Origin of the sequence: Blautia sp. JLR.GB0024 (assembly GCF_037000545.1) — a bacterium.
GTDB lineage: Bacteria > Bacillota > Clostridia > Lachnospirales > Lachnospiraceae > Blautia > Blautia celeris.
The window spans coordinates 40583-62637 of sequence record NZ_JBANBF010000021.1; the positions used below are offsets into that span (position 1 = coordinate 40583).

The 22055-nt window shown below is 48.2% G+C and carries 17 protein-coding genes; 3 read left to right on the forward strand and 14 right to left on the reverse strand.

Translation table 11 applies throughout. The features are described from left to right. Positions 1–2: 2 nt before the first annotated feature. A complete protein-coding gene (locus V8Q34_RS25175) occupies positions 3–1196 on the forward strand; it encodes a ribose-phosphate pyrophosphokinase (RefSeq protein ID WP_033142011.1) in 1194 nt (397 codons plus the stop codon). 49 nt (positions 1197–1245) lie between these two features. On the opposite strand, the gene V8Q34_RS25180 is transcribed toward V8Q34_RS25175, so the two are convergent. The 11 genes from V8Q34_RS25180 to V8Q34_RS25230 form a co-directional block, all read right to left on the reverse strand. Next, complete coding sequence (locus V8Q34_RS25180) at positions 1246–2076, reverse strand: carbohydrate ABC transporter permease (RefSeq protein WP_033142010.1); 831 nt, start codon at positions 2074–2076, stop codon at positions 1246–1248. 3 nt (positions 2077–2079) lie between these two features. Further along, positions 2080–2961, reverse strand: a complete 882-nt coding sequence (locus V8Q34_RS25185; protein ID WP_033142009.1) for a carbohydrate ABC transporter permease — start codon at positions 2959–2961, stop codon at positions 2080–2082. Positions 2962–2978: 17 nt separating this feature from the next. Then, entirely contained in the window at positions 2979–4313 is a 1335-nt protein-coding gene (locus tag V8Q34_RS25190) for an extracellular solute-binding protein (RefSeq protein WP_335836541.1), read from the reverse strand. A 113-nt stretch (positions 4314–4426) separates the two neighbouring features. Next, a complete protein-coding gene (locus tag V8Q34_RS25195; protein WP_033142008.1) occupies positions 4427–5503 on the reverse strand; it encodes a response regulator transcription factor in 1077 nt (358 codons plus the stop codon). Then, a complete protein-coding gene (locus tag V8Q34_RS25200) occupies positions 5500–7266 on the reverse strand; it encodes a sensor histidine kinase (RefSeq protein WP_335836542.1) in 1767 nt (588 codons plus the stop codon). The genes V8Q34_RS25195 and V8Q34_RS25200 overlap by 4 nt, the downstream gene beginning before the upstream one ends. Before the next feature lie 120 nt (positions 7267–7386). Beyond that, on the reverse strand, positions 7387–9390 hold the full coding sequence (locus V8Q34_RS25205; RefSeq protein ID WP_335836543.1) for an alpha-amylase family protein: 2004 nt from the start codon (positions 9388–9390) through the stop codon (positions 7387–7389). A 134-nt stretch (positions 9391–9524) separates the two neighbouring features. Next, complete coding sequence (locus tag V8Q34_RS25210) at positions 9525–11153, reverse strand: ATP-binding protein (protein ID WP_335836544.1); 1629 nt, start codon at positions 11151–11153, stop codon at positions 9525–9527. A gap of 6 nt (positions 11154–11159) precedes the next feature. Beyond that, on the reverse strand, positions 11160–12215 hold the full coding sequence (locus V8Q34_RS25215; RefSeq protein ID WP_335836545.1) for a metallophosphoesterase family protein: 1056 nt from the start codon (positions 12213–12215) through the stop codon (positions 11160–11162). Positions 12216–12227: 12 nt separating this feature from the next. After that, positions 12228–13619, reverse strand: coding sequence for an asparagine--tRNA ligase (gene asnS / locus V8Q34_RS25220; protein ID WP_033142003.1), 1392 nt, complete (start codon positions 13617–13619; stop codon positions 12228–12230). A 129-nt stretch (positions 13620–13748) separates the two neighbouring features. After that, positions 13749–15989, reverse strand: coding sequence for a beta-propeller domain-containing protein (locus tag V8Q34_RS25225; RefSeq protein ID WP_335836546.1), 2241 nt, complete (start codon positions 15987–15989; stop codon positions 13749–13751). 17 nt (positions 15990–16006) lie between these two features. Then, positions 16007–16507, reverse strand: coding sequence for an RNA polymerase sigma factor (locus V8Q34_RS25230; protein WP_335836547.1), 501 nt, complete (start codon positions 16505–16507; stop codon positions 16007–16009). 307 nt (positions 16508–16814) lie between these two features. On the opposite strand from V8Q34_RS25230, the gene V8Q34_RS25235 reads away from it, so the two are divergent. Further along, positions 16815–17027 carry a helix-turn-helix transcriptional regulator gene (locus tag V8Q34_RS25235; protein WP_033142001.1) on the forward strand — a complete coding sequence of 71 codons (213 nt, stop codon included), beginning with the start codon at positions 16815–16817 and terminating at the stop codon, positions 17025–17027. 15 nt (positions 17028–17042) lie between these two features. Further along, positions 17043–17489, forward strand: a complete 447-nt coding sequence (locus V8Q34_RS25240) for a hypothetical protein (protein WP_033142000.1) — start codon at positions 17043–17045, stop codon at positions 17487–17489. Between the two features lie 24 nt (positions 17490–17513). Here the strand turns inward: V8Q34_RS25240 and V8Q34_RS25245 are convergent, their stop codons facing one another. From V8Q34_RS25245 to V8Q34_RS25255, 3 genes are read right to left on the reverse strand one after another with little or no spacing between them, the layout of a single operon-like run. After that, complete coding sequence (locus tag V8Q34_RS25245) at positions 17514–18404, reverse strand: ComEC/Rec2 family competence protein (RefSeq protein ID WP_335836548.1); 891 nt, start codon at positions 18402–18404, stop codon at positions 17514–17516. 6 nt (positions 18405–18410) lie between these two features. Then, complete coding sequence (locus V8Q34_RS25250; RefSeq protein WP_054353106.1) at positions 18411–19526, reverse strand: aminopeptidase; 1116 nt, start codon at positions 19524–19526, stop codon at positions 18411–18413. A 45-nt stretch (positions 19527–19571) separates the two neighbouring features. Further along, a complete protein-coding gene (locus tag V8Q34_RS25255) occupies positions 19572–22031 on the reverse strand; it encodes a hypothetical protein (protein WP_335836549.1) in 2460 nt (819 codons plus the stop codon). Between the last annotated feature and the right edge of the window lie 24 nt (positions 22032–22055).

Below are 22055 nucleotides of genomic sequence, written 5' to 3' on the forward strand. Positions count from 1 at the left end.
ACATGTCACCAAAAGATGCAACTCCCTTAGATTCCCTTCCCGTAGGCCGCCTTGGCATCATACCGCTGAAAAGCTGTGAAAAACTGGGCTCCAGGGTCGATGACTACATTGTAAAATGGCGCAGGGACCGTGAACATCAGGAGCAAAAGAACCTGGAGTTTGAAGGCTATGAACGGGACTCTTACCTGGTCAAAGCACAGACCCCCCGCTTTGGAAGCGGAGAGGCAAAGGGCATTCTGGGCGAGTCCGTACGCGGCGATGATATCTATGTCATGGTGGATGTGTGCAACCACAGCCTCACCTATTCCCTCTGCGGCCACACAAACCACATGTCACCGGATGACCACTTCCAGGACCTCAAGCGCGTCATTGCTGCCATCGGCGGAAAGGCCAGACGTATCAATGTCATTATGCCCTTTCTCTACGAGAGCCGCCAGCACAAGCGCTCAGGCAGGGAATCCCTGGACTGTGCCATTGCTCTGCAGGAGTTAGTGAACATGGGTGTGGACAATATCATTACCTTTGATGCCCATGACCCCCGCGTGCAGAATTCCATCCCTCTGCACGGCTTTGAGACGGTACAGCCGTCCTACCAGTTTATCAAAGGTCTTTTCAAGGCAGAACCTGACCTTGAGATAACCAGTGACAACACCATGGTGATCAGCCCCGATGCCGGCGGTACCGGACGTGCCATCTATCTGGCCAACGTACTGGGCGTGGATATGGGTATGTTCTACAAACGCCGTGATTACTCCACTATCATTGACGGCCGCAATCCTATCGTTGCCCATGAGTTTCTGGGAACCGATGTTGCGGGCAAGAATATGATCATTATTGATGACATGATCTCCTCCGGCGACAGCATGCTGGAAGTTGCCGCACTTCTGAAGAGTAAAGGGGCAGGTAAGATTTTCATGTGCTCCACCTTCGGACTCTTCACAAACGGAATGGAAAAATTCGACAAAGCCTTCGAGAGAGGTGATTTTGACAGACTGCTCACCACCAATCTGGTGTACCAGCCCGATGAGCTTCTGCAGAAGGAATATTATGTAAACTGCGATATGAGCAAATACATTGCCCTGCTCATTGATACTCTGAACCACGATGCCTCTATCAGCAAGCTGCTGAATCCGGTTGAGAGGATCAATAAGCTGATGGTAAAGCATAAAAAACAACTGGAAAACAAAGAAGCATAAAAAGAAACAGGGATGGGGCCGCAAGATGCGGTTTCCATCCCTGTTCTCTTTATCCCTTGACTGCTCCTACTATCAGACTCTTCTGCACCTCTTTTGACAGCAGTACATACAGAAAAATAGTTGGAAATGTGGCCAACACAAGCGCTGCCCCGATAGGCCCCCATTTTGTATTGTACTGCCCTGCCAGTGTCTGGATACCTGCTGTCAGCGTCTTAAACTCCGTGGAATTGACAAAGGTTGTGGCAAACATCAGCTCATTCCATGTATTCATAAAAGTAAAGATGCTGGCTGTAGCAACAGCCGGTTTCATAAGCGGAAAAATGATCCTGATGACCATCTGGTAGATGTTACATCCGTCTATACAGGCCGACTCCTCCAATTCTCCCGGTATCCCCGAGATAAAACCTGAAAAGATCAGTATAGTCATGGGAACGGCAAAGGCGGTATAGGGCAGGATCAGGGACACATATCCCCCCAGAAGATGAAAATTTTTCAGCATCAGCATAACGGGCAGCAGTGCGGCATGCATGGGAATCATAAGCCCAAGCATAAGTACCGCATACACGGTCCTGCTCATCTTCCATCTCATTCTGTTTAAGGCATAGGAAGCAAACAGGGAAACTGCGCTGGTGATCAGAATACTGGCTCCCACAACGATCACACTGTTTAGGAAAAATCTTCCGATGTTGGCGCCGACTATGGCTACCTGATAGTTTTCCCATATAAATTCCTTCGGCAGCCCTATGACATTTGCCCCAAATATCTCCTCATTGCTCTTCAGGGAAAACGCAAACAGCCAGTAGAGAGGAAAAAGCTGGATCAATGCCCATACGATCAGCAGGATCTGAATCAACGGCTTATTCTTTCTTATCCTTTTCACCCTTTATTCCTCCTCTGCCCTGAAAAGCTTTTGAACCCCAATATACAGAAAGAAGCATATAAGTACAATGATGACCGCCATAGCGCTTCCGTAACCATACTGGTTCCGTTTGAAAATTGTCCATACCATCAATGTTGTAGGAACTTCGCTGGCATGGGCAGGGCCGCCCTCTGTCAGGACATAGACCATATCAAAGGTTTTAAATGACCCCACCAGAGAAAAGATGATACAGGTTCGTATCATAGGCTTCACAAGCGGAATGGTCACACAGAAAGCTGTCTTGACCCTTGACGCACCGTCTATTTTCGCAGCATCGAAAATATCCGCGGATACGGACTTTATGGAAGAGTAAAATAACAGCATATAATACCCTATGTACTGCCAGATAATAGGCACGATAACTGCCCCCAGGACTGTTTTTTTGTCTCCCAGCCATGCCCTTGTAAGCCCGTCCAGCCCGATCCCCCTTAAAAGGGTATTCAGCAGTCCGTAATCAGGATGGTAGATCTTCCCCCAAAGCTGCCCGATTGCCACACCGGAAATTATGACAGGAATAAAGAAAATGGTAATGTATGCCCGTTCTCCCTTTATACCCCCTGACAACAGCAGCGCAAATGCCATTCCGGCGGGAAGCTGGATCAGCAGTGACAGGACTGCTATGATCAGACTGTTGCGCAGGGCCAGTAAAAATTTATCGCTCTGGTCCGTAAACAGCCTTACATAATTGGCAAGCCCTACAAACTCCTGCTTTCCCATTCCATCCCATTCCAACAGGCTGTAATACCCTGACAGGAATACCGGCGCAGCTACGATCATCAGAAAAAGTATCACCACAGGCAGCATAAACAGAAATATAGCCTGTTTATTTTTCAGCAACCGGTTCATATAACCCCTCCATTCGGTTAATTCAGGGTATCCATCTTCTCACAGAATTCCTCAGCAGAGATATCTCCCATGGATAAATCGATCAGAGCATAGAGGTAATCCTGGGCTGCACTGCCCTCAAAGAATGTATCCCACCATGCGATATATCCTGTAGCATTCTGCGCGTCCTCTGCGATGGTCTTAAACAGCGGATCTATCTTACTTTCATCCACCTGGTCCTTTACATCCCAAACCGGCATGTCAAGACTCGCCTGGTAGGATTTCAGAGACATTTTATAGGAAATTTTCTGAAGCACTTCAAATGCTTTTTCCGGATATTTTGTCTCCTTATTGATGACAAAACCGTCCGATGCGCCGCCGACATACTCATTCACCGTACCCTTGCCGTCCTCCATAACAGGAAACGGTATGGTGATCACGTCATCTTTTACGGTTGAGGATTCCCCGTTAATGAAACCGCAGGACCAGGAACCGTTATAGAACATGGCTGCTTTTCCAAGCGTAAAATCCGCAAGCGCTTCATCGTTGCTGATAGCCACTGCGTTCTCTGTAAAAGCTCCGGCTTTTGACATCTCCTCAAATTTCTTTGCCGCATTTTCAAAATCAGGGTCTGTAAAGGTACTCTCTCCCGAAAGAATCTTTGTTACATTCTCAATTCCGCATGCGCGGACTCCCATCATATCAAACACCTTGCCGATGGCCCATCTGTCTTTTGCCCCCAGAGAGATGGGCGTCACACCATTTTCCCTTAAGGTTTTGCAGGCTTCCAGCAGTTCCGAATAGGTTGTGGGGATCTCCACATTGTTCTCTTCCATGATCTTCTTATTTATGAACAGATGGCAGGTCGACATCTTAGTCGGAAGTCCGTAAAGCTTATCATCAAAAGTAAAGTAATCCAGAACCCCGGGAAGAAGCTGTCCTTTAATATCCTCTGTCATATATTCATCAATCTGAAGTACCTTATCCGCCTCCACAAAGGGCTTGGTAAAGCCGCCGCCCCATGTGCCGTAAATATCAGGGGCTTCATTGGCTGCCACGGCTGCCTTGATCTTTGTCTTATATGCCTCATTTTCTGCGTAGTCAAGCTGTATATCCAGGGTCGGGTCTTCCTCCATGATCTCCTTAATGGATTCCTGGAACGCAACTGCTGACTTATCATCAGGATTCGTTCCGTATAGCGACCAGACTGTAAGCTGCACCTTCTCCTCTTTGTCCTGGCTCTTGTCCTGGCTGGCTGTGGTCTTTGTATCCTCTTTTTTCTCCTCGCTGCTTCCCCCTCCGCATCCTGCTGCTGTCAATGCCATCGCTGCAGCCGTGGTAAAGCATAACACCTTTTTCCATCTTTTCTTCATATTCCGTACCTCTCTCATCTCATTTTTAACCGGCCGGGTTTTATAGTCTTATCCTATCATCTGCCCTCAAAAATGTAGAGAGAGAAAATTTACCGAAACAAGGAAAATACTTACTATATGGATTCCTGATAATCGCGCACGGAAACCCCTGTGATCTTCTTAAAACACTTGGAAAAATAATTGGCATCCGGTATGCCCACCAGCTCCGCGATCTCATATATCTTATAATGTCCCTCCTTTAAAAGCTCTGTTGCCCTGTCGATTCGGATGCGCATTAAATAATTGGAAAAATTTACTCCCGTCTCCTGTTTGAAGAGCCGGCATAGAAAGCTTGAGTTTACATAATATTTTTTAGCCATCCCGGCCAGTGTGATTCCGCTGTCCCTGTAGTTATCCTCCAAGTCCCTGCACACCTGGCGGATCACATGATTTTCCGGCAGTTCCCTTCTGTTTGTACATCCTGCAATAATATAGCCGGTAAAATTCAGCAGATAATTCCGCATCTGCTCCTTCTCTTCCATTCTTATCACATACTTAAAGGGTACGCTGTTCGTTTGAAAAAACTGGGATACATCAAAACCATAATCACAGATCAGGCGCATTAACCGGGTGATACAATTTACCGTATCCATCCTGGCCGCGTTGATCTCCAGCGGAGAATTCCCCTGATAGCATTCAAACATCCTGTTTATATAGCGATATGCCTGCTCCTCCTCTCCCGCCTTCACAGCCAGACAGATTTCTTCCATGCACTCGTCCACCTTCTCCTGATATTCCTGCTGTGCCTTCAGAAGATTTCTTTTCTCCAGAATGCTGTCCCTTACCTTGCATACGCTCTGTCTCAGCGCTTCCCTTCTGACAGGTTTCACAATGTAATCCGCCACCCCCATGCGGATGCCCTCTCTGGCATACTCAAATATCTCATATGCGGTCAGCATAATGATCTTAATATCCGGATACTCCTCAGCCACCCGGCGGGACAGCTCCAGCCCATCCATAAAAGGCATTTTAATATCCGTGATAAGAATATCCGCTTCGTTCTCCCCCAGTAAATCCAGCGCCTCCTGTCCGCTCTCCGCCTCCCAGGCGATCTCACAGCCAATCGCCGCCCAATCCAGGCAGATTCTCAGCAGATTGCGGGTATTCGCCTCATCGTCTACAATCATAACTTTAATCTTCTGTTCATTCATTTCAAATCCCCCTGGCTCTCCCCGCATAACTGCAGGGGCAGCTTAAATGTGATTACAGTCCCCATCCCCCTGATGCTCTTTATTTCACAGCAGTCATCATAGGAATAATAAATGCGGATTCTTTCCATAGTCCCGCACAGCCCGAAGCTCTTCTCCTGTTTGTCACCGGAGTAGAGTTCTTCCACCTTCTCCGGCTCCATTCCCACACCTGTGTCCTCCACGATCAAATGCATCTCCTCATCCACTCTGCAGACTTTAATATAGATGCTCCCTTTCATTCCCCCGGGCCGGATTCCATGGTAGAGAGAATTCTCCACGATTGGCTGCAGAATCAGTTTCAGCACCTTTTTCTTCCTGAGCTCGGGCTGGATCTCTGTTCTGTAGTCAAATATATCCCCATATCTCAGCCTCTGCAGTTCCAGGTAGTCTGTCACGATCTTTATCTCTTCTTCCACTGTGACAACCGTGGAACCATGGCTCAGGCTGCCGTGATAATAACTCCCCAGATTTTCAATTGCCGTATAGGCCCGCTCCTTATCGCCGGACAGCACGAGATATCCGATCGTATCCAGTGTATTATACAAAAAATGAGGTTTTATCTGTTCATACAGGACGCTGAGTTCGTACGTTCTCTTGTCCTTCTCTGTCTGGATACCCCGTTTGATAAGAGAATCTATCTCCTCTATCATCTCATTATATTTGTCCTTCAGGATTCCGATCTCATCTTTGCCTGTATCCAGATCCACTTTTTTGAGACTGCCCATTTTTACCTTATTCATGGATTTTATCAGTTTCTGGACCGGATGGGTGATTGACCGTGAAATGAAAAAGGATGCTGCTATAAAAATAAGGGAACAGAACACACTCATAATAAGGATTGTGGATTTTGCAGTCTTACTCTCTGCCTCGACATTCTGCAGGGAGGCTGTATTCACTATCTTCCATCCGTATTTCTCCATATTAGAGCCGGAATAGACGTACTCCCCGCCCCTGGTCAGTTCTAATACAGAATGGATCTCTTCACTTCCGTTATAATCAAGGATTTCCCGGGGAAGTTCTGTCCGTTCCGCGCTTGATATAATGATATGATCGTCAGCGTCCAGGATCAGAAAGGGGATATTATCATAGGGCTTTGTCTGTCCTCCCAAAAACTGGCGCTCCAGAATATCCAGCACCAGTACACCGATGGGTTTCTGCGTCTCTATATCATTGATGATCCTCACAAGGGATATTACGGACTCCCCCGGGTATTCATTATAGTAATATAGATTGGCTATAAGCTTGAACCCGCCTTTCAGTGCTTCGACCTCATCAAACCACTCCTGGCTGAAGATATCTGTCCCCTCAAAGGTATTCTTCTTATTGTTGTTGATGCCATATCTGTTCTGATAACGGTCATAGATGGTTATGGATTTTGCTACCGGATATATATCCATATAAGTCATGATCTGGGAGAATACTTCTTTTGACTGCACTGTATAACTCTCATCCACAGACTTCAGAAAGTTCTGTACCGACGAGTTAGCAATGATGATCCTCGAAATATTATTCAGACTGTTGATCGTATTTTCAATGGAGGACTCCTGCACAGACAGCACCTGTTCTGTATACTCTCTGGCTTTATTTTTTGAAATATTCCATGTATAATCGTTATACAGCCAGAAAGAAAACAGGATGAACACTGCAAGTACGATAAAATATATGAGTAATATCTTCATGTTTAGCTTTAAATTCCTGTATGAAAATCTTTCTGCCCCTCTCATATCTGCCTCCTGTTAAATATTTCCATTATGAAAACAAAACAGCGTTTGGTGAAGCCCGTAAAAATCACCTTATACCAAAGGATGACTTCACACTGTGCAACACAAAACGCTGTTTCCCTGTTATTGTTTAATTAAAAATGCCTCGTATCCGCTCAAGCAGTCCATTTTAATCTCTGTATAGCCGTCCTCATAATGAAACTGTACCGCCTCACATGACGGCAGCCTTATTACACCTGCCGGGCTGTGCCCGGTTCTGATCCTGACAGTTTTGTCTTTTACCATATACTTTTCTTCTATGGTATCCAGCATTTTCGCTTTGCCTGTCACCACGTAATTCAGCATATGCAGAATAAGATCATTTCCCTGGCACCGGAGGCTCAGCTCTGTTATGGCGGGCAGGTCTGTCTCAATCAGCGGCCTTTCCAGAAGACGCCGGATGCACCCCTCTGCCAGATCCCTGTAGACTGTATAACCACTGTCCGTATACATACGGAAAACAGGAAATGCCATATAGATCCCTGACGCCGTCTCCAGAATAGCCGGTTCCCCATCGCTCTCTCTTTTGGGCGGTGTCTGTCTGTGTGAACAAAAGTGTTCGTATGTACGGGAAAAGTATGGATTTATGATCTCTGCCAGCACAGTACCGTCTCCGCTTACCTGCTCCCCGGCTTCATACAGGACATGGTCCGTCTCCGGGACTTTTGGGAATATCCCGCTGTCCTTCATCCTCAGGTAGCGCACATCGTACCCGCTTCTGCCCAAATGTTCCAAAGGCATACCCGATATTATGGATCTGCCGTCCTCTAACCCTGATGTGCCGGATACCAGAAGTTTTCCTCCCCGTTTTACAAATGCCTCTATCGTTTCTGCATACTGCCCGTCAAGCTCGGCGTGGTCCGGCAAAATCAGGAGCCTGTAGTCCTCAAGGGAATCCTCCTTATTGACAAAATCAAAGGGAAGATGCAGTTCTGAGAGCACACGATATACGCCCTCCTCAGTCATTCCTCCCAAAGAGGGGTCTTCTGTCCCCGCCCTGGTTGGGATCAGTACGGCGATCTCCCTGACTTTTGCAGTACCGTACAGCCACGGCTCCATACGTTCTATCTGCCCAAAGATTCTGCCGATCCGTTCATACACCGTAGGATCCAGCTTTCCGCAGGGATGCATCTGATCGCCCACACATACCCTTGCCCCGTTGGCAATGGCACGGAAGCATTCATATTCCAGGGCGTTTTCATGGCGCAGAGAACCAAAGTCTCCCCACGCAGTGTGAAACTTCCCGTTCATCATGCAGATGTCTTTCTCATATTTGTTCAGATAATTTGCTGCCACAGGAAAATGCGTATACCCCCACTGTTCACTCGGAAGAGACTCAATATCCAGAAAATCAAAATATTTTCTTTTTTCAATGGATGAACACTGCTTGTCAGAACCGTCATCCAGCTCATAGGGAAATGAGTTGAAATATATTTCAAGCTTCCCGTCCAGGGATTTTAAATAACGGTAAAACACCTCACAAAAGCGTGTCTCCGATATCTTGTCAAAACGGCGCACGTCTTTTGCGTTTTCAGGATCAAGTCCCAGCGCTCTCATGTCACGGGAACAGGTGGTACATACACATCCCCTTCCCTGTACAATATCGATCCAGAATCCGTCCGGATGATACCGGTCGTATACCTCTTTCATTTCTGCCTTTAAAATTTCCTGGTAATCTTTGTTGTTATAGCAGATACATTTCCAGGAATAATAAGAACTGTCAAAGGGCTTTTTATTCCCCCATATCCCCTCCGCATTCACCATGAGCCATTCCGGGTGCCTGGCAGCCCAGTCCTCGTTCCATGACACGCAGGTGTAGGCCAGTGCCCGGATATCATGCTCCCGGCACGCCTGCATCTGGGCGCCGAATAAATCGAATGTCAGCCCCGGATGCATGGTACCTATCGCTGTGGGATAATAAAACATTCCATGGTGGCATTTTGTAAAAAGATTGATGGAATTGACATGGGCTTTTTTTAAGGTTTCCGCAAATTCCTCTGCGTCAAACTCTGCCCCGATTTCCCCGATCATAGGGGATGTGTGAAAATCAAGATGTATCTGCCGAAAGGGAATTCCTTTTCTCTCCATACACTTCTCCTTTGTCTTCATAGCTTTCGGTATCTTTTCTTGATTATAGAATTGTCTTGAAAATAAGTCAATTAGTTCCAATCAAATTTAAAATATGGTAAATTTTTTACTTATTTTTGCAAAATTTTCCTTCTTTATGGCTGCAGATGTACCATATGAAAGGGGATGCCTGCTCTTTTCAGAACCTCTGTCTCCCTTCTGTTACAGGTAAAAATAATGACCTGTTCTTTCTCTTTGTACAGCCATCCAAGCGTCTCTTTCATGCGCTCTTCATCGTACATGGCAAATACCTCATCGAGCAGAAGCGGCATAGTCTCCTCACAGCAGAAGATATCTCCCACAGCAATGCGCAGAGCCAGATATACCTGTTCTATGGTTCCCTGGCTTGCCATAAAAAGAGGCACATGGCGCTCTTCTGTAAACAAGTCGATCTTCAGCTCCTCATCTATGGATACCTTCTTATATTTTCCTCCGGTCATGGTGCAGAAAATATCTGAGATGCGGTTCTTCAAAGCTTCCCCCACAGACTCCTGTGCGGATACGGACAGACTCTGTATGGTCTCTGCCGCAAGTTCTAAGCTGCGTATCTCCTCCATCTCCGGCCGGTCAGCGATTCCTGTCATCTGAAGCTCTGAGAGTTCTTCCTGCAGATTGGACAACCTGGTCCTTTTTTCCAGTATCTGGGCTGTAAGCAGGCGGATACTGTCACCGATGATCTTTCTTTTCGGAAGACTGCCGGAAGTATTGTCCAGTATGAACTGTCCGGCATGTTTTGTTTCCTCTTTTTTCCCTGATTTCTTTAAGGCAGTTGAGGTATATGCCATGAACAGGAACTCCGCTATGAGTATACATACAGCGGATATACATGCCGCTTTCCACCCGGCAGTAAAGAAAAGGATTCCCCAGACAATAACATCGCCCACAAGGAGTGCCGGAATCACCTTTTTCCAGTTCAGTGTTCCTCCTGTTCCCGGCATGTTTTCCTGATGCAGTTCTTTTCGTCTCGCTTCTTCCCGTCTCTGTTGTTCCCGCCTCAGCTCTTCCTGTCTCTGTTCTTCCCGCCTCAGTTCTTCCTCTCCTGCCTTCTCCCGCTTTTGCTCCTCCAAAAGCTTTTGCTGCAGTTCTTCTGTCTCCCGCTCCAGATAAGCGATTTCAAACTTTATCTTCTTCTCCTCTGCTTCCTGCTGCTGTTCCCTTATCTGCATACGGCTCTGCCACTCTTTCTTTTTCTCCTTCAGAAGCAAAAGCGCCCTGTCAAGATTCAGCTTTCCGTCACCGCTCTCCTGATAGCTGCTCAGATAATTCCGCAGTTCCAGAAGCAGGGCGTCCCCGGTACGGCTCTTCATCTGTCCTATGGATACTGTATTTTCGTATACAGCTTCACTTATGCCGCCCAGCAGCATCTCCAGGTCACCGTCCTTTACAGACAAAAGTTCCCCGTCGCTTTCGCAGACCAGTTTTGCCCCCTCTTCCCCTCTCCTGAAATCCCGCTCCAGCCTGAATTCTTTGCCGCCGCAGGAAAAGCGCAGACTTCCTTCATACCAGGATGGATTGTCCCAGGGGGTATAGCGGGTGTAGACGTCTGTCCTGGCTGCCCGGCCCCTCATTTTTCTGAGGCCGAATAACATGCCCTGGATAAACGCGTGGAGCGTACTCTTCCCGCTTTCATTTTCCCCGTATATAATATTGATGCCTTCCTCCAGCCGTATGGAACGGTTCCGGAATCTGCCGAAATTTTTTAAAATAAGTTCACGGATGATCATAGAACACTATTCCTCCCTTGATGCCATCAGAGCCTCCATGCCATACACAAAGGCCTTCTCTTCCGTGGCTGAAAGCTCCCTGCCGTCAAACCGCTTTACATAGGATTCGATCAGGCTGCCGCGGTACTGGCGCATAAGAGATTCCCTGTCATAGACGGTATGGCTTTGGTCCACTGCCTCACGCACATTTCCCAGCTTCATGATCCGTTCTATATCAAACTCTGTGCCCATGGCGTGTTCGCCCTTTATCAGAATCCGGTACAGGTTGTTCCTGCCCTTCTCCTCCATGAGTCTGACCAGTGCCTGTTCAAGAGAAAACTGTGTGGTACTCTCCTTTACCTTTACAGGCAGAGGGATATAAGAACGGACGGCTGTGGGGACGAATTCTATTCTGATCCCCCCGTTTCCATATACGCCTTTTATATAGCCATGGGGTCCCAGATCGTTTTTATCTATGGGTTCCAATGCCCCGGCATAGGCTATTTTATCCTTTGCCAGAACCTCCGGTTTGTGTATATGCCCCAGGGCAATGTAAGAAAATCCGGACCGTTCCAGTACGGATCTGTCAAAGGGTATATGTGTCCTGTCCCCCCCATGTGCCAGCAGGATTTCCAGGGGCTGGCGTCTCTGGGGCCTGATATGGTGATATAAGGGGTCAGTGATCTCTTTCCTGTCATAACTTATCCCGTAAACCGCAGCCCCAAGATCCGGAAATTCCACGCATGGCTCCTGCTCTCCCCACAGACAGAACACATTCTCTGCCCACGAAAAGCGCCGATAACAGGATTCCCGCTTCAGATAGTCATGGTTTCCCGCTATCAGTACCACCTTGGTATCCGGTATCGTTGAAAACAGATAATTTACTTCCTTTAATTCTTTCATCAGAGGCTGTCTGTGAAACAAGTCCCCTGCAATCAGAAACAGGCCGGCTTTTTCTTCGCCGACCTGTCTTATCAATCTTCGGAAACTGTCCCATATCTCACGGCCTCTTTCTTTACTCCAGGGAAAACCTTTGTCAGGTTCTGCGCCCAGATGTATGTCAGCGGCATGAAAAAATTTCATGGGTTCTCCTTTTTATAAATCACAGTTGTTTACAGTTCTCGGGAACGGAAGGACGTCACGGATGTTCTGCATACCTGTCAGATACATAACGCAGCGCTCAAATCCCAGGCCGAATCCGGAATGACGGGTGGAACCGTATTTGCGCAGGTCCAGATAGAAGTCATAATCCGCCTCATTCAGGTTCAGTTCCGCCATGCGGGCTTTCAGCTTGTCATAGGAATCCTCCCTCTGGCTTCCGCCGATGATCTCACCGATGCCGGGAACCAGGCAGTCCATAGCTGCCACTGTCTTGTTGTCATCGTTCTGTTTCATATAGAAGGCTTTGATCTCCTTCGGGTAATCTGTAACAAATACAGGGCGTTTGTACACCTGCTCTGTCAGATAACGCTCATGCTCGGTCTGCAGATCACAGCCCCAGAACACTTTGTACTCAAACTTGTCATTGACCTTCTCCAGGATTTCAATTGCCTCTGTATAGGTAACATGTCCGAATTCAGAGTTCAGTACATGTTTCAGGCGGTCCAGCAGTCCTTTGTCGATAAAAGAGTTGAAAAACGCCATCTCCTCGGGAGCATTCTCAAGCACATACTGGATGATATATTTCAGCATGGACTCAGCCAGTGCCATGTTGTCATCCAGGTCAGCAAATGCCATCTCCGGCTCGATCATCCAGAATTCTGCCGCATGGCGTGTGGTGTTGGAATTCTCCGCGCGGAAGGTAGGTCCGAATGTATAAATATTGCGGAATGCCTGGGCATAGGTCTCACCGTTGAGCTGACCGCTTACTGTCAGGCTGGTCTCTTTTTTGAAGAAATCCTTGCTGTAATCCACTTTTCCCTCCGGGGTTCTCGGAAGGTTTTCCATATCCAGAGTGGTGACGCGGAACATTTCACCGGCACCTTCACAGTCGCTGCCTGTGATCAATGGGGTGTGCACATAGACAAAGCCCCTCTCCTGGAAGAACTGATGAATGGCATACGCGATCATGGAGCGCACACGGAACACTGCCTGGAAGGTATTGGTTCTCGGACGCAGATGGGAAATGGTGCGCAGATATTCCATGGAGTGGCGCTTTTTCTGCAGCGGATAGTCTGCAGCGGAATCCCCTTCCACAGTGATCTCCTCTGCCTGGATCTCAAAAGGCTGCTTAGCCTGGGGTGTTGCAACCAGGGTACCTTTTACGATAATGGCAGCGCCTACATTTAACTTGCTGATATCCTGGAAATTATCCATACTGTCATGGTAAACTACCTGAAGTGTCTCGAAAAAGCTTCCGTCATGGAGTACAATAAAGCCGAATGTCTTGGAATCGCGGACACTTCTTACCCATCCGCCCACAGTCACCTGTTTGTCCAGGTACTGCTCTTTGTCCCTGTAAATTTCTTTTACTGTTGTAAGCTGCATATTTATTCTCCTTTATTTGCCGGTCCGGTGACCGTAAAGTATCAATTTATAAAAAGCGGAGTGGATTTTTTATCCACTCCACATTAGTATATCTCATTGTTTCCTGCTATGCAAGGGGTATTTGGCGCTCTACCACTCCAGATTTCCGCAGTTTTCGTACTCTTTTTCCCGGTCAAAAGCACTGATTCCGCTGCTGCCGCACAGGTAGAATGTATTGCCGATATAAATACCGCGCACACACGCCAGTTCGTCCCCGGAACTATCCATCCATTTGCTTATGCTCTGATACAAAAGCTTCTGGAATCCCTGCTCCGGATTATAGGTGAAGACTCCGTAATATCCCTGCAGTTCATAGTAATTTCTGTCATATACTCCCGCACTGAACCCCAGAATATTCTCTTCAGGGTCAATGAGAATTGACCTGTAGTCCTCCATAGCCTGGCAGAAATCCACATTTTTCAGCACCATCTTGTCAATCTCTTTAACGTCTGCCGGATTGGAAATATCGAACATGGAGAGCTTCAGCCCTTTCCGTTCTCCTGTATCCGGGTCCGTCTCCCAGCCGATTCCCAGCAGCTTATTCTCCCCGTAAAAGTGCAGGTATTCGGAGAATCCCGTGATCTTCAGCTCACCCAGGATCTTCGGATCTGCCGGGTCTGAAAGGTCAACGGAAAACAGGGGGTCCATCTGCCGGTATGTGACAAAGTAGCCGGTGTTCCCCATAAACCTGGCAGAATATATCTGCTCCCCTTTTGCCAGGTCTTCCACTTTGCCTGTCATCTTCAGCTTATCATCCAGCACATACAGGCTGTTGCTCATGCTGCCTCCCCACCATCCGTCCTTGTATCTGGTAGCCACCACCCTCAGATAGCCGTCATATTCATCCATAGAAAATGTATCGTTAATACTCCCGTTCACTTCGCCTGCTGCCCTTGCCTGTATCTCACCGTCTTTATAGGAGAACCGCACGATCCGTGTCCGCATCTCCTCACCCCTGTAATCCTCCCCGAAAATGTAAATGCTCTCCCTGCTCACATAACACCTGCCGGATGCCCCGATCAGGGATTTGCTCTCCTGTATCTTATCCGGTTTCTCCAGGTTCACAGAGGAGATCACCAATTGTCCGTTCTCCATCTGCGGCACAGCCGGATAGAGCACATCACTGCTGTCCAGAAGTTCATTATTCACGGAAGGCACATAGAGCCTGGGCTGCGCTTCCTCCGCGTCCTCTCTGTACACAGGATAGAACTGGGAGAGGAGATACACATAATTCCCCACCTTTCTGGTGGAATAATATCCTCCGTCCTGCTCCACCATGCCCTTCAGGGTTATTTTGCTCTTATCCGTGATATCATATGTATACAGACGGATAAAATCCCTGCTGTTCACCATATACGTCTCATCCCCCTGCCATTCCAGGCCCGAATCATATCCGCTGGTGACTACACAGAGGGTATTGCCGTCCACATACATCTCCTGTATGGAATCCGTCAGGTCATCCAGTGATGTCTGGCCTGCGACTGACATACTGCCCCCATCGGCAGATACAATGCGAAGGGTACCGGAACCGGTCAGTGTATAGATATAGGAGCCGTCCGTCTTCACAATATCCCCCTCGTCCACGCCTTCTGTGCGGACGTTGGTGGAAGAAAAATCCGTCTCCCCGCCTGCTGCGTAGCCCGCTGCAGTGCCTGCGGTATCCTCCGCGACAGCCGCCTCCGTACTTGCTGCTGCATCATTTTTTGAAGCACTGCTGCCGCCAGACTCTTCCACATAACCTCCGGTGTCCGCCATCCGCTTCTGCTCCCATTCCTTCCTGGCATTTTCTGTCTCCGTATATATTTGTTCATACAGCTCTTCGTAGCTGCTCCCGGCAATATATCCCTCTGCCGTCTCTTTGTCCTCTGATTTCTTCTCCGGAGCCGCCTCATCTGCTTTTGCCATATCTTTGGAGTCTTTTGGTTCTGCTCCCATATCCCCGCCGGAAGCAGCGCTGTCTTCTGCCCCGGTATCTTGTTTCGCTGCCTCAGAAGAAGTATCCATGGACTGGGCACTATCCGCTTTGTTCTCGCTTCTGTAGTTCAGATTCATAAGGGGCATAAGGTTTACCGCGGCGACCACCAGGATCACGCAGGCTGCGGCCACCCCGGCAGTCTTCCGGTAACGGAACGCAAAGTCCGCGGCGGCATCTCTCCATTTCCCGTTTCTGCCCTTCGAGTTTTTCCCCTGCTCCAGCAAGCGGTCCAGGTTCTCAGGGTTCAGGCTCTCGGGGATTTTCTCCTTGTCCGCAGACTCCCTGATCTTCTGTATGATTTCATGCCGGTTATTCTCGTCCTGCATCTGATTGTCATTGAAATTCTCATCCTTCATATTCTTCGCCTCCCTTCTCACTGTAATATCTCTTCCATCTTCTTCAGCGCTCTGTTAAGCCTTGAGCGCACGGTATTGTGGTTTTTATGTAGGATAAGGCCGATCTCCTTACTCTTATACCCTCCGAAGACCTGCATGGCCACAATGAACCGCTCCTCATCGCTGAGGGAGAAAAATGCCTCCCGCACCTGCATGTCCCGGTCCAAATCTCCCCGCACGCTCCCCTCCTGTTCGTACAGCGGCTCCGTCTTCCTGGTATACTCCTTCAATTTCCGTTTGCATTTGTTTGACAGGATCTTAAAGATCCAGCCCTTAAAGGCCTCACTGTCCCTCAGCTTCTTGATCTCCGCATAGGCATCTGCCACTGTCTCGGCCACCGCATCCTGGGCATCCTCCGGGTTCTTAAGTACATATAACGCAAAACGGTACAAATCCTGGTAAACTGCCTGATATAACTCGGCAAACGCTTCTTTGCTTCCCTGCCTTGCCTCATACGCCAACTGCTTACAGTCCGTCATGCCGCCACCTCTCTTTCTCTTTCTCTTTCTCTTTCCTATGTTCCTTCTTATCCGTACACGGCATCCCTCATGCCGGTTGTTCCCTTTTATTATATAAATATTAGTGTTCCCTTTGCACCTTTTTGTTGCATTTTACCGCAAAAAATATTATTCATCTTTTTTGCAAAGTCCACTTGACATTTTATGCAAAGCAAGCTATACTAAAATTGCAAAGTTAACTATGCAAAAGCAATTCCATCCGTTTTGCGCGCCCCTGCGCTGACTGTACACACGTTATGCATTCCAGACAAAGGAGCTGATACAGAAATTGGAGACCAAGATACGTGAACTGCGGAAAGCCCGCAAACTCTCCCAGGAAGAGCTTGCCTTCGCAGTCGGAACCACAAGACAGACTATCACATCCATCGAGGTGGGCAAATATACCGCCTCCCTGGTCCTGGCCTATAAAATAGCACATTACTTCGGCCTGACCATTGAAGAAGTTTTTGACTTTTCAGATGTGGAAGCCGCTGATAAATAAGGAGGAGTAAAGATTATGGAAAAATATAAAAAGACATTAAGAATCAGGATCGCCCTGTTTGGCTCTGTGATTCTCTTAAACGCTGTCCTGTCCATATGCCAGCGTATTATGGATGACAGGGGAAAAATCCCCGCTGATGTAAGCAGTATCATTGACTTCCAGTCCGGCTTCCTGATGGGCCTTGCCATTTTATCTCTGTTCATGCTAATAAAATACCGCAAACTTCTCCGTGACGAGCGAAGTCTGCGGGAATCCTACAACAGGGAAACCGATGAACGGATGGTTCTCATACGCTCCAAGGCCGGGATGCCGGCTCTGCTCATAACATCCATAGTTATGATTTTTGCAGGCATCTTCGGAGGGTATTACAATATCATTATTTTCTATACCCTTTTAGCCGCCGGCTTATGCCAGATCCTTCTCGGTGTCTGCCTGAAGTTTTATTATATGCATAAACTTTAATATACAAAAAGAGGAAGAGTGCGGTCACTCTTCCTCTTTTTCGTCTGCCGCAGCGTTCCCGTTGCGGGCACCGGCACTGTTGTCCATAATCCTGACTGCTTTCACTGATGTACCGTCCGCGATGAAATCCCAGGCAATCTGTTCCCCTTCCGAGTAATATGCCTTTATCCCATATTTCTTAAGCCGCCGGGCAGTTTTACTGTTCACGGAATCCGGATTTTCTTCCTCATTTCCTGTTATGATCCCATAGGCAGGCATAACGGCATTTAAAAGAGATTTGGATGTAGCGTCCTTTTCTCCATGATGCCCCAGCTTCAGGACATCTGCCCTGCAGTCCCGAAAGGATTCCAGGAACTGCTTCTCTTCCCCTTTTTCCATGTCCCCTGTCATAAGAAATGAGGTATCTTTCAAGGACCAGCGCGCCACCATGGAGTTGTTGTTCTCATTTTCCGGGTCCTTGTCCGGAGGAATCCATACCTGTACCCTGGCCCCTCCAAGTTCCAGCACTTCACCGCCCTGCATCTTTACAATCTCTGTCTGATATTCCGCGGCGGTCTGCTCCACATCTGTTTTTTTATAGGTCATGTCATCTTTTCCAGAGAGATAGATTTTATCTGTGGGATACTTCTTTAGTATCAGCTTCAGCCCGCCCGCATGGTCCTTATGTCCGTGGGAGAGAAAAATCCCGTCAAGATGCTCCACCTTCTTCATTTCCAGGAAACGGTCCATGACTGCATAGTCCTCTTTTTTTCCCGTATCGCACATATAATATCCGCCTCCGGGCACCCGGATCAGGAAAGCATCTCCTTTTCCAATGTTGATAAAAGACAGCACCATCTGCTCTTTGCTGCCGCAGCCTGCGATCAGAAACAGGGCTGCCATCATCAGGACCGGTATAAGAAACTTTTTCTTCATCATTCCCTACTGAAGGTTTTCCGGATTCAGCACTTCCAGTTCAGGAACCACGAAGCGCCCGTCTTTCCGTATGAGCACATCGTCAAAATAGATCTCTCCGCCGCCGTACTCCGGTCTCTGGATCAGTACCAGATCCCAGTGGATAGCCGATACATTTCCGTTCCAGGCATCATCATAACAGCTTCCCGGAGTAAAATGAATGGAGCCCTGAATCTTTTCATCAAACAGGATGTCCTTCATGGGGTGCAGGATATAGGGATTCACCCCTATGGCAAATTCCCCCACATAACGGGCTCCCTCATCCATATCAAAAATTCCGTTGATCCTCTCCGTGTCGTTGGCCTCCGCCTTCACGATCTTTCCGTTCTCAAAGGTAAGGGTTACATTCTCAAATACGAATCCCTGGTAGGAGGACGCCGCATTGTAGCGTATGGTTCCATTGACGGAATCCCGGACCGGAGCTGTGAACACTTCACCGTCCGGGATATTGCTCTCACCGCTGCAGGGAACCACGGGAATATCCTTGATGGAAAAAGTCAGATCCGTGCCGGGCGCTGTGATCCTGACCCGGTCTGTGCGCTGCATGTACTCCACCAGGCTCTCCATGGCCTTACCCATTTTCCGGTAATCCAGGGTGCATACATCGAAATAAAAATCCTCAAAAGCTTCTGTGCTGGTGCCGGACAACTGTGCCATGGCATCATTGGGGTAGCGGAGGACTACCCATCTTGTCTTAGCCACCCTCACCTCATGGTGTACCGGGGTGTTATAATATTTATCATAGACAGCCATATTCTCCGCCGGAACATCGGACAGTTCTGTAATGTTGTCCGCGCCTCTCACGCCGATATAACAGTCCATGGCCTCCATCTCTTCTCTGTCCACCCTGGCCATAAGTTCAACCTGCTCCCTGGTACAGTGAAGAAGCATTTCCCTCTGCACTCTGGGGTCGGTAAAATGCGGGAAGGGAACTCCCCCTGCCTGATATACCTCCCGGATAAGCTGCTTTGCCAGCTCTGTGGTGGAATATCCTGTGTAATGGATATAGACCTTATCTCCCTTCTGCACATCGCAGGAGTGATTCACAAGCCCGTATGCCAGTTTCCTGATTCTCTCATCCATAAGTTGTCCTGCCTTCCATTCTTATTCCCTGCCGGGCACTGCCGCTTATTCCGGCAGTGTCTCAATATAGCTGATAAATACATTTCCTGCCGCTTCAAAGGCTTTGGTGCTGTCATCAAGCCCCATATACTTTGTCTCACCGCTTGCCGGATCATACAGCAGGGTGTTATAACCGTCATATCCTACAATGACCCTGTTGTCATTTTCCCCCAGTGATACGATCACCGGCCTCTGAGCGCTCACCTGATAGAGTACCTCTTCCAGTGTACATCCCGTTAAGTTCAGCACAGTCCCCGTATCCCCAAGACTCTCCTGCAGGGCGGCAGTGTCAAGGGAGGCTGACCGGAAGCCTTCCGGTATGTCATCCAGGTTCAGGGTCACCTTTGTCTTCTGGTTTCCTCTCTCCCACACATACTGCTGGTTACGGTTTAAGACTACCCCCATCATTTCATCCGCTGCTCTGATGGCCTGGGCCGGGCTGCTGTAGATACCCGCCAGGCTGCCTTTTGCATAGACAAAATATCCGTCCAGCGCTTTTTCCTTTATATCCATGTTCAGCACGGTATCGTTCTCATTCACCATGAGCTTTGTCTCCATCCTGAGGGGATTCTTGTTCCTGCTGTCCTCAGAGAAGATCAGTCTTGTGATATTTGCCTGCCGCACGGTTGTGGCGGTGGCAATGGAGATCACTTCATCCTCCGCATTCTTCACATTGTTCATAATGTGCTCACTTGGGATCTCTGTATACCGGTCCACATTCCACTGCGCCTGCTTCAGCTCCAGAAGTCCCTGCTGGATATCCACATCCATAATATATACGCCGTCCTGCTGGTAATCCTTCACAAGCTTGCCTGAGAATTTCTGGATCTTTACTTCATGCATGGCATAGCGCAGACTTCCTGTGGCATCCACCACAATATCCCCGTCTCTGGCTACGCCGTAGACCAGGTCCTCATTGATGAAGCCGAAGGCCCTTATCTTTGTACCCTCATCCGCGGTAATGCGCTTCTGCTCTCCGGTCTCCAGGTCCATAAAGATAATGTTCATGGTCTGCAGCGGGTCCATTTCCTCCATCCACGCCACATGCCGGTTGGTATTGGACGCCACAAAACAATTCTCCGCGATCTCTTCCTTTACAACCTTGTATGTCTTGTCCTGCATATTGATCTGATACAGGCTGTTGTCCAGCATGAGGTACAGCAGATCATCCGTGCTCACATAAGAAAGGATTTCCACATCCCGCTTCATAAATTCATAAGATTTGGTGGTCGGAAGGAAAAATTTTTCTTCCAGCACATTCTGTTCACTGTAATAGTGGTATACACAGGCCCCGGTGTATCCCTCATGTTCTCCCCGGTTCATATAACCATAGAACACAAAATCCATATCTCCGTTCTCCTCCACACGCACGATCTTAAAGTCATGCATGGAGTAATCGTATCTGTCATCCGTGTCCCGGCCTTCCCGGAAGCTGAAAATCTGCGTCATCTTATTGGTACTGGTATTGTAGGACCACAAGTCCCCCTGCTGTACAAAGGCCAGAACACTTCCCGCCTGGCTGGCTGCAAACTGGACATTCTTCGGTGTGACACCCAGATTGATCTTGCCTGAGGACACTGACATTTCATTTCCCGTAAAAATCTGCTTTGCAGAACGATTAAAATCCAGAAGCATGACTCTGGTATCCCCATACCGCATGCGGTAGAACTCATCCACCTGATAGTATTCCTCATATCCCTCCTCATCCTTTGCGGTAATGTAGTAGGTTAAGGTCAGGCTTCCTGTAGTCTCGTTGATATCCTTGATTGTCGGAACGCCCTTTCTGCTGATGGCTGGGGCAAGGCTTCCCCAGGTGACCATATCCGCGCTTGAGTGGATGTTCACATTGGTAAAGCTGTTGTTCACAGCGGTATCATCTGACTCCAGATACGTCCTCAGCTCCCCCACGTTGTCTTTGCTGAAGGTTTTGGAGGAAAAACTCTGCACAAACTCCAGGTATTTGTCAACGTTCAGACCTGTACGCTGAATCACCCTGGTGTAATAATGCCAGGAACCCTTGTCCGTATTCAGGGTAAAGACCAGGGTATACTCCTGGTTCATCAAAATGGAATTCTCCAGAGCAAACGTGGCAGTCTGCGCACTGCCGTTCTCCTCAAAGTTCTTGATCTTGGCATTTTCCACCACTTTGCTGCCGTCCGAGGTCCTGACCTCATAGACAAGGTTTTTTATTTTATGGTCGTATGGCAGAATGCTGACAGTCATCTTCTTGTCTGTTCCCACAGGAGTCAGGCTGTCTCTCATGAAATCCACCTGCATTTCCTGTGCGTAACCGTACATACGGTTCATCTCCTGGCCTTCGTACATCATGGAAAGCACGGGAAGGGACGCCTCCTCCATGTCCATCTTGTTCTCTGTTGTCTCCTTATTCATAAAACTGGAGAATCCGATAACACCCAGGATAAATATGAGCAGCAGGACTCCCAGCTTTGTCAATACTTTTTTCATCTATCGTTCCCTTCTAAGAACAAC

Coding starts and splice junctions, on each gene's coding strand:
- V8Q34_RS25175 (WP_033142011.1), top strand. CDS start 3: ATGTCACCAAAAGATGCAACTCCCTTAGATTCCCTTCCCGTAGGCCGC.
- V8Q34_RS25185 (WP_033142009.1), bottom strand. CDS start 2,961: ATGAACCGGTTGCTGAAAAATAAACAGGCTATATTTCTGTTTATGCTG.
- V8Q34_RS25190 (WP_335836541.1), bottom strand. CDS start 4,313: ATGAAGAAAAGATGGAAAAAGGTGTTATGCTTTACCACGGCTGCAGCG.
- V8Q34_RS25195 (WP_033142008.1), bottom strand. CDS start 5,503: ATGAATGAACAGAAGATTAAAGTTATGATTGTAGACGATGAGGCGAAT.
- V8Q34_RS25200 (WP_335836542.1), bottom strand. CDS start 7,266: ATGAGAGGGGCAGAAAGATTTTCATACAGGAATTTAAAGCTAAACATG.
- V8Q34_RS25205 (WP_335836543.1), bottom strand. CDS start 9,390: ATGGAGAGAAAAGGAATTCCCTTTCGGCAGATACATCTTGATTTTCAC.
- V8Q34_RS25210 (WP_335836544.1), bottom strand. CDS start 11,153: ATGATCATCCGTGAACTTATTTTAAAAAATTTCGGCAGATTCCGGAAC.
- V8Q34_RS25215 (WP_335836545.1), bottom strand. CDS start 12,215: ATGAAATTTTTTCATGCCGCTGACATACATCTGGGCGCAGAACCTGAC.
- asnS (WP_033142003.1), bottom strand. CDS start 13,619: ATGCAGCTTACAACAGTAAAAGAAATTTACAGGGACAAAGAGCAGTAC.
- V8Q34_RS25225 (WP_335836546.1), bottom strand. CDS start 15,989: ATGAAGGATGAGAATTTCAATGACAATCAGATGCAGGACGAGAATAAC.
- V8Q34_RS25230 (WP_335836547.1), bottom strand. CDS start 16,507: ATGACGGACTGTAAGCAGTTGGCGTATGAGGCAAGGCAGGGAAGCAAA.
- V8Q34_RS25240 (WP_033142000.1), top strand. CDS start 17,043: ATGGAAAAATATAAAAAGACATTAAGAATCAGGATCGCCCTGTTTGGC.
- V8Q34_RS25245 (WP_335836548.1), bottom strand. CDS start 18,404: ATGAAGAAAAAGTTTCTTATACCGGTCCTGATGATGGCAGCCCTGTTT.
- V8Q34_RS25250 (WP_054353106.1), bottom strand. CDS start 19,526: ATGGATGAGAGAATCAGGAAACTGGCATACGGGCTTGTGAATCACTCC.
- V8Q34_RS25255 (WP_335836549.1), bottom strand. CDS start 22,031: ATGAAAAAAGTATTGACAAAGCTGGGAGTCCTGCTGCTCATATTTATC.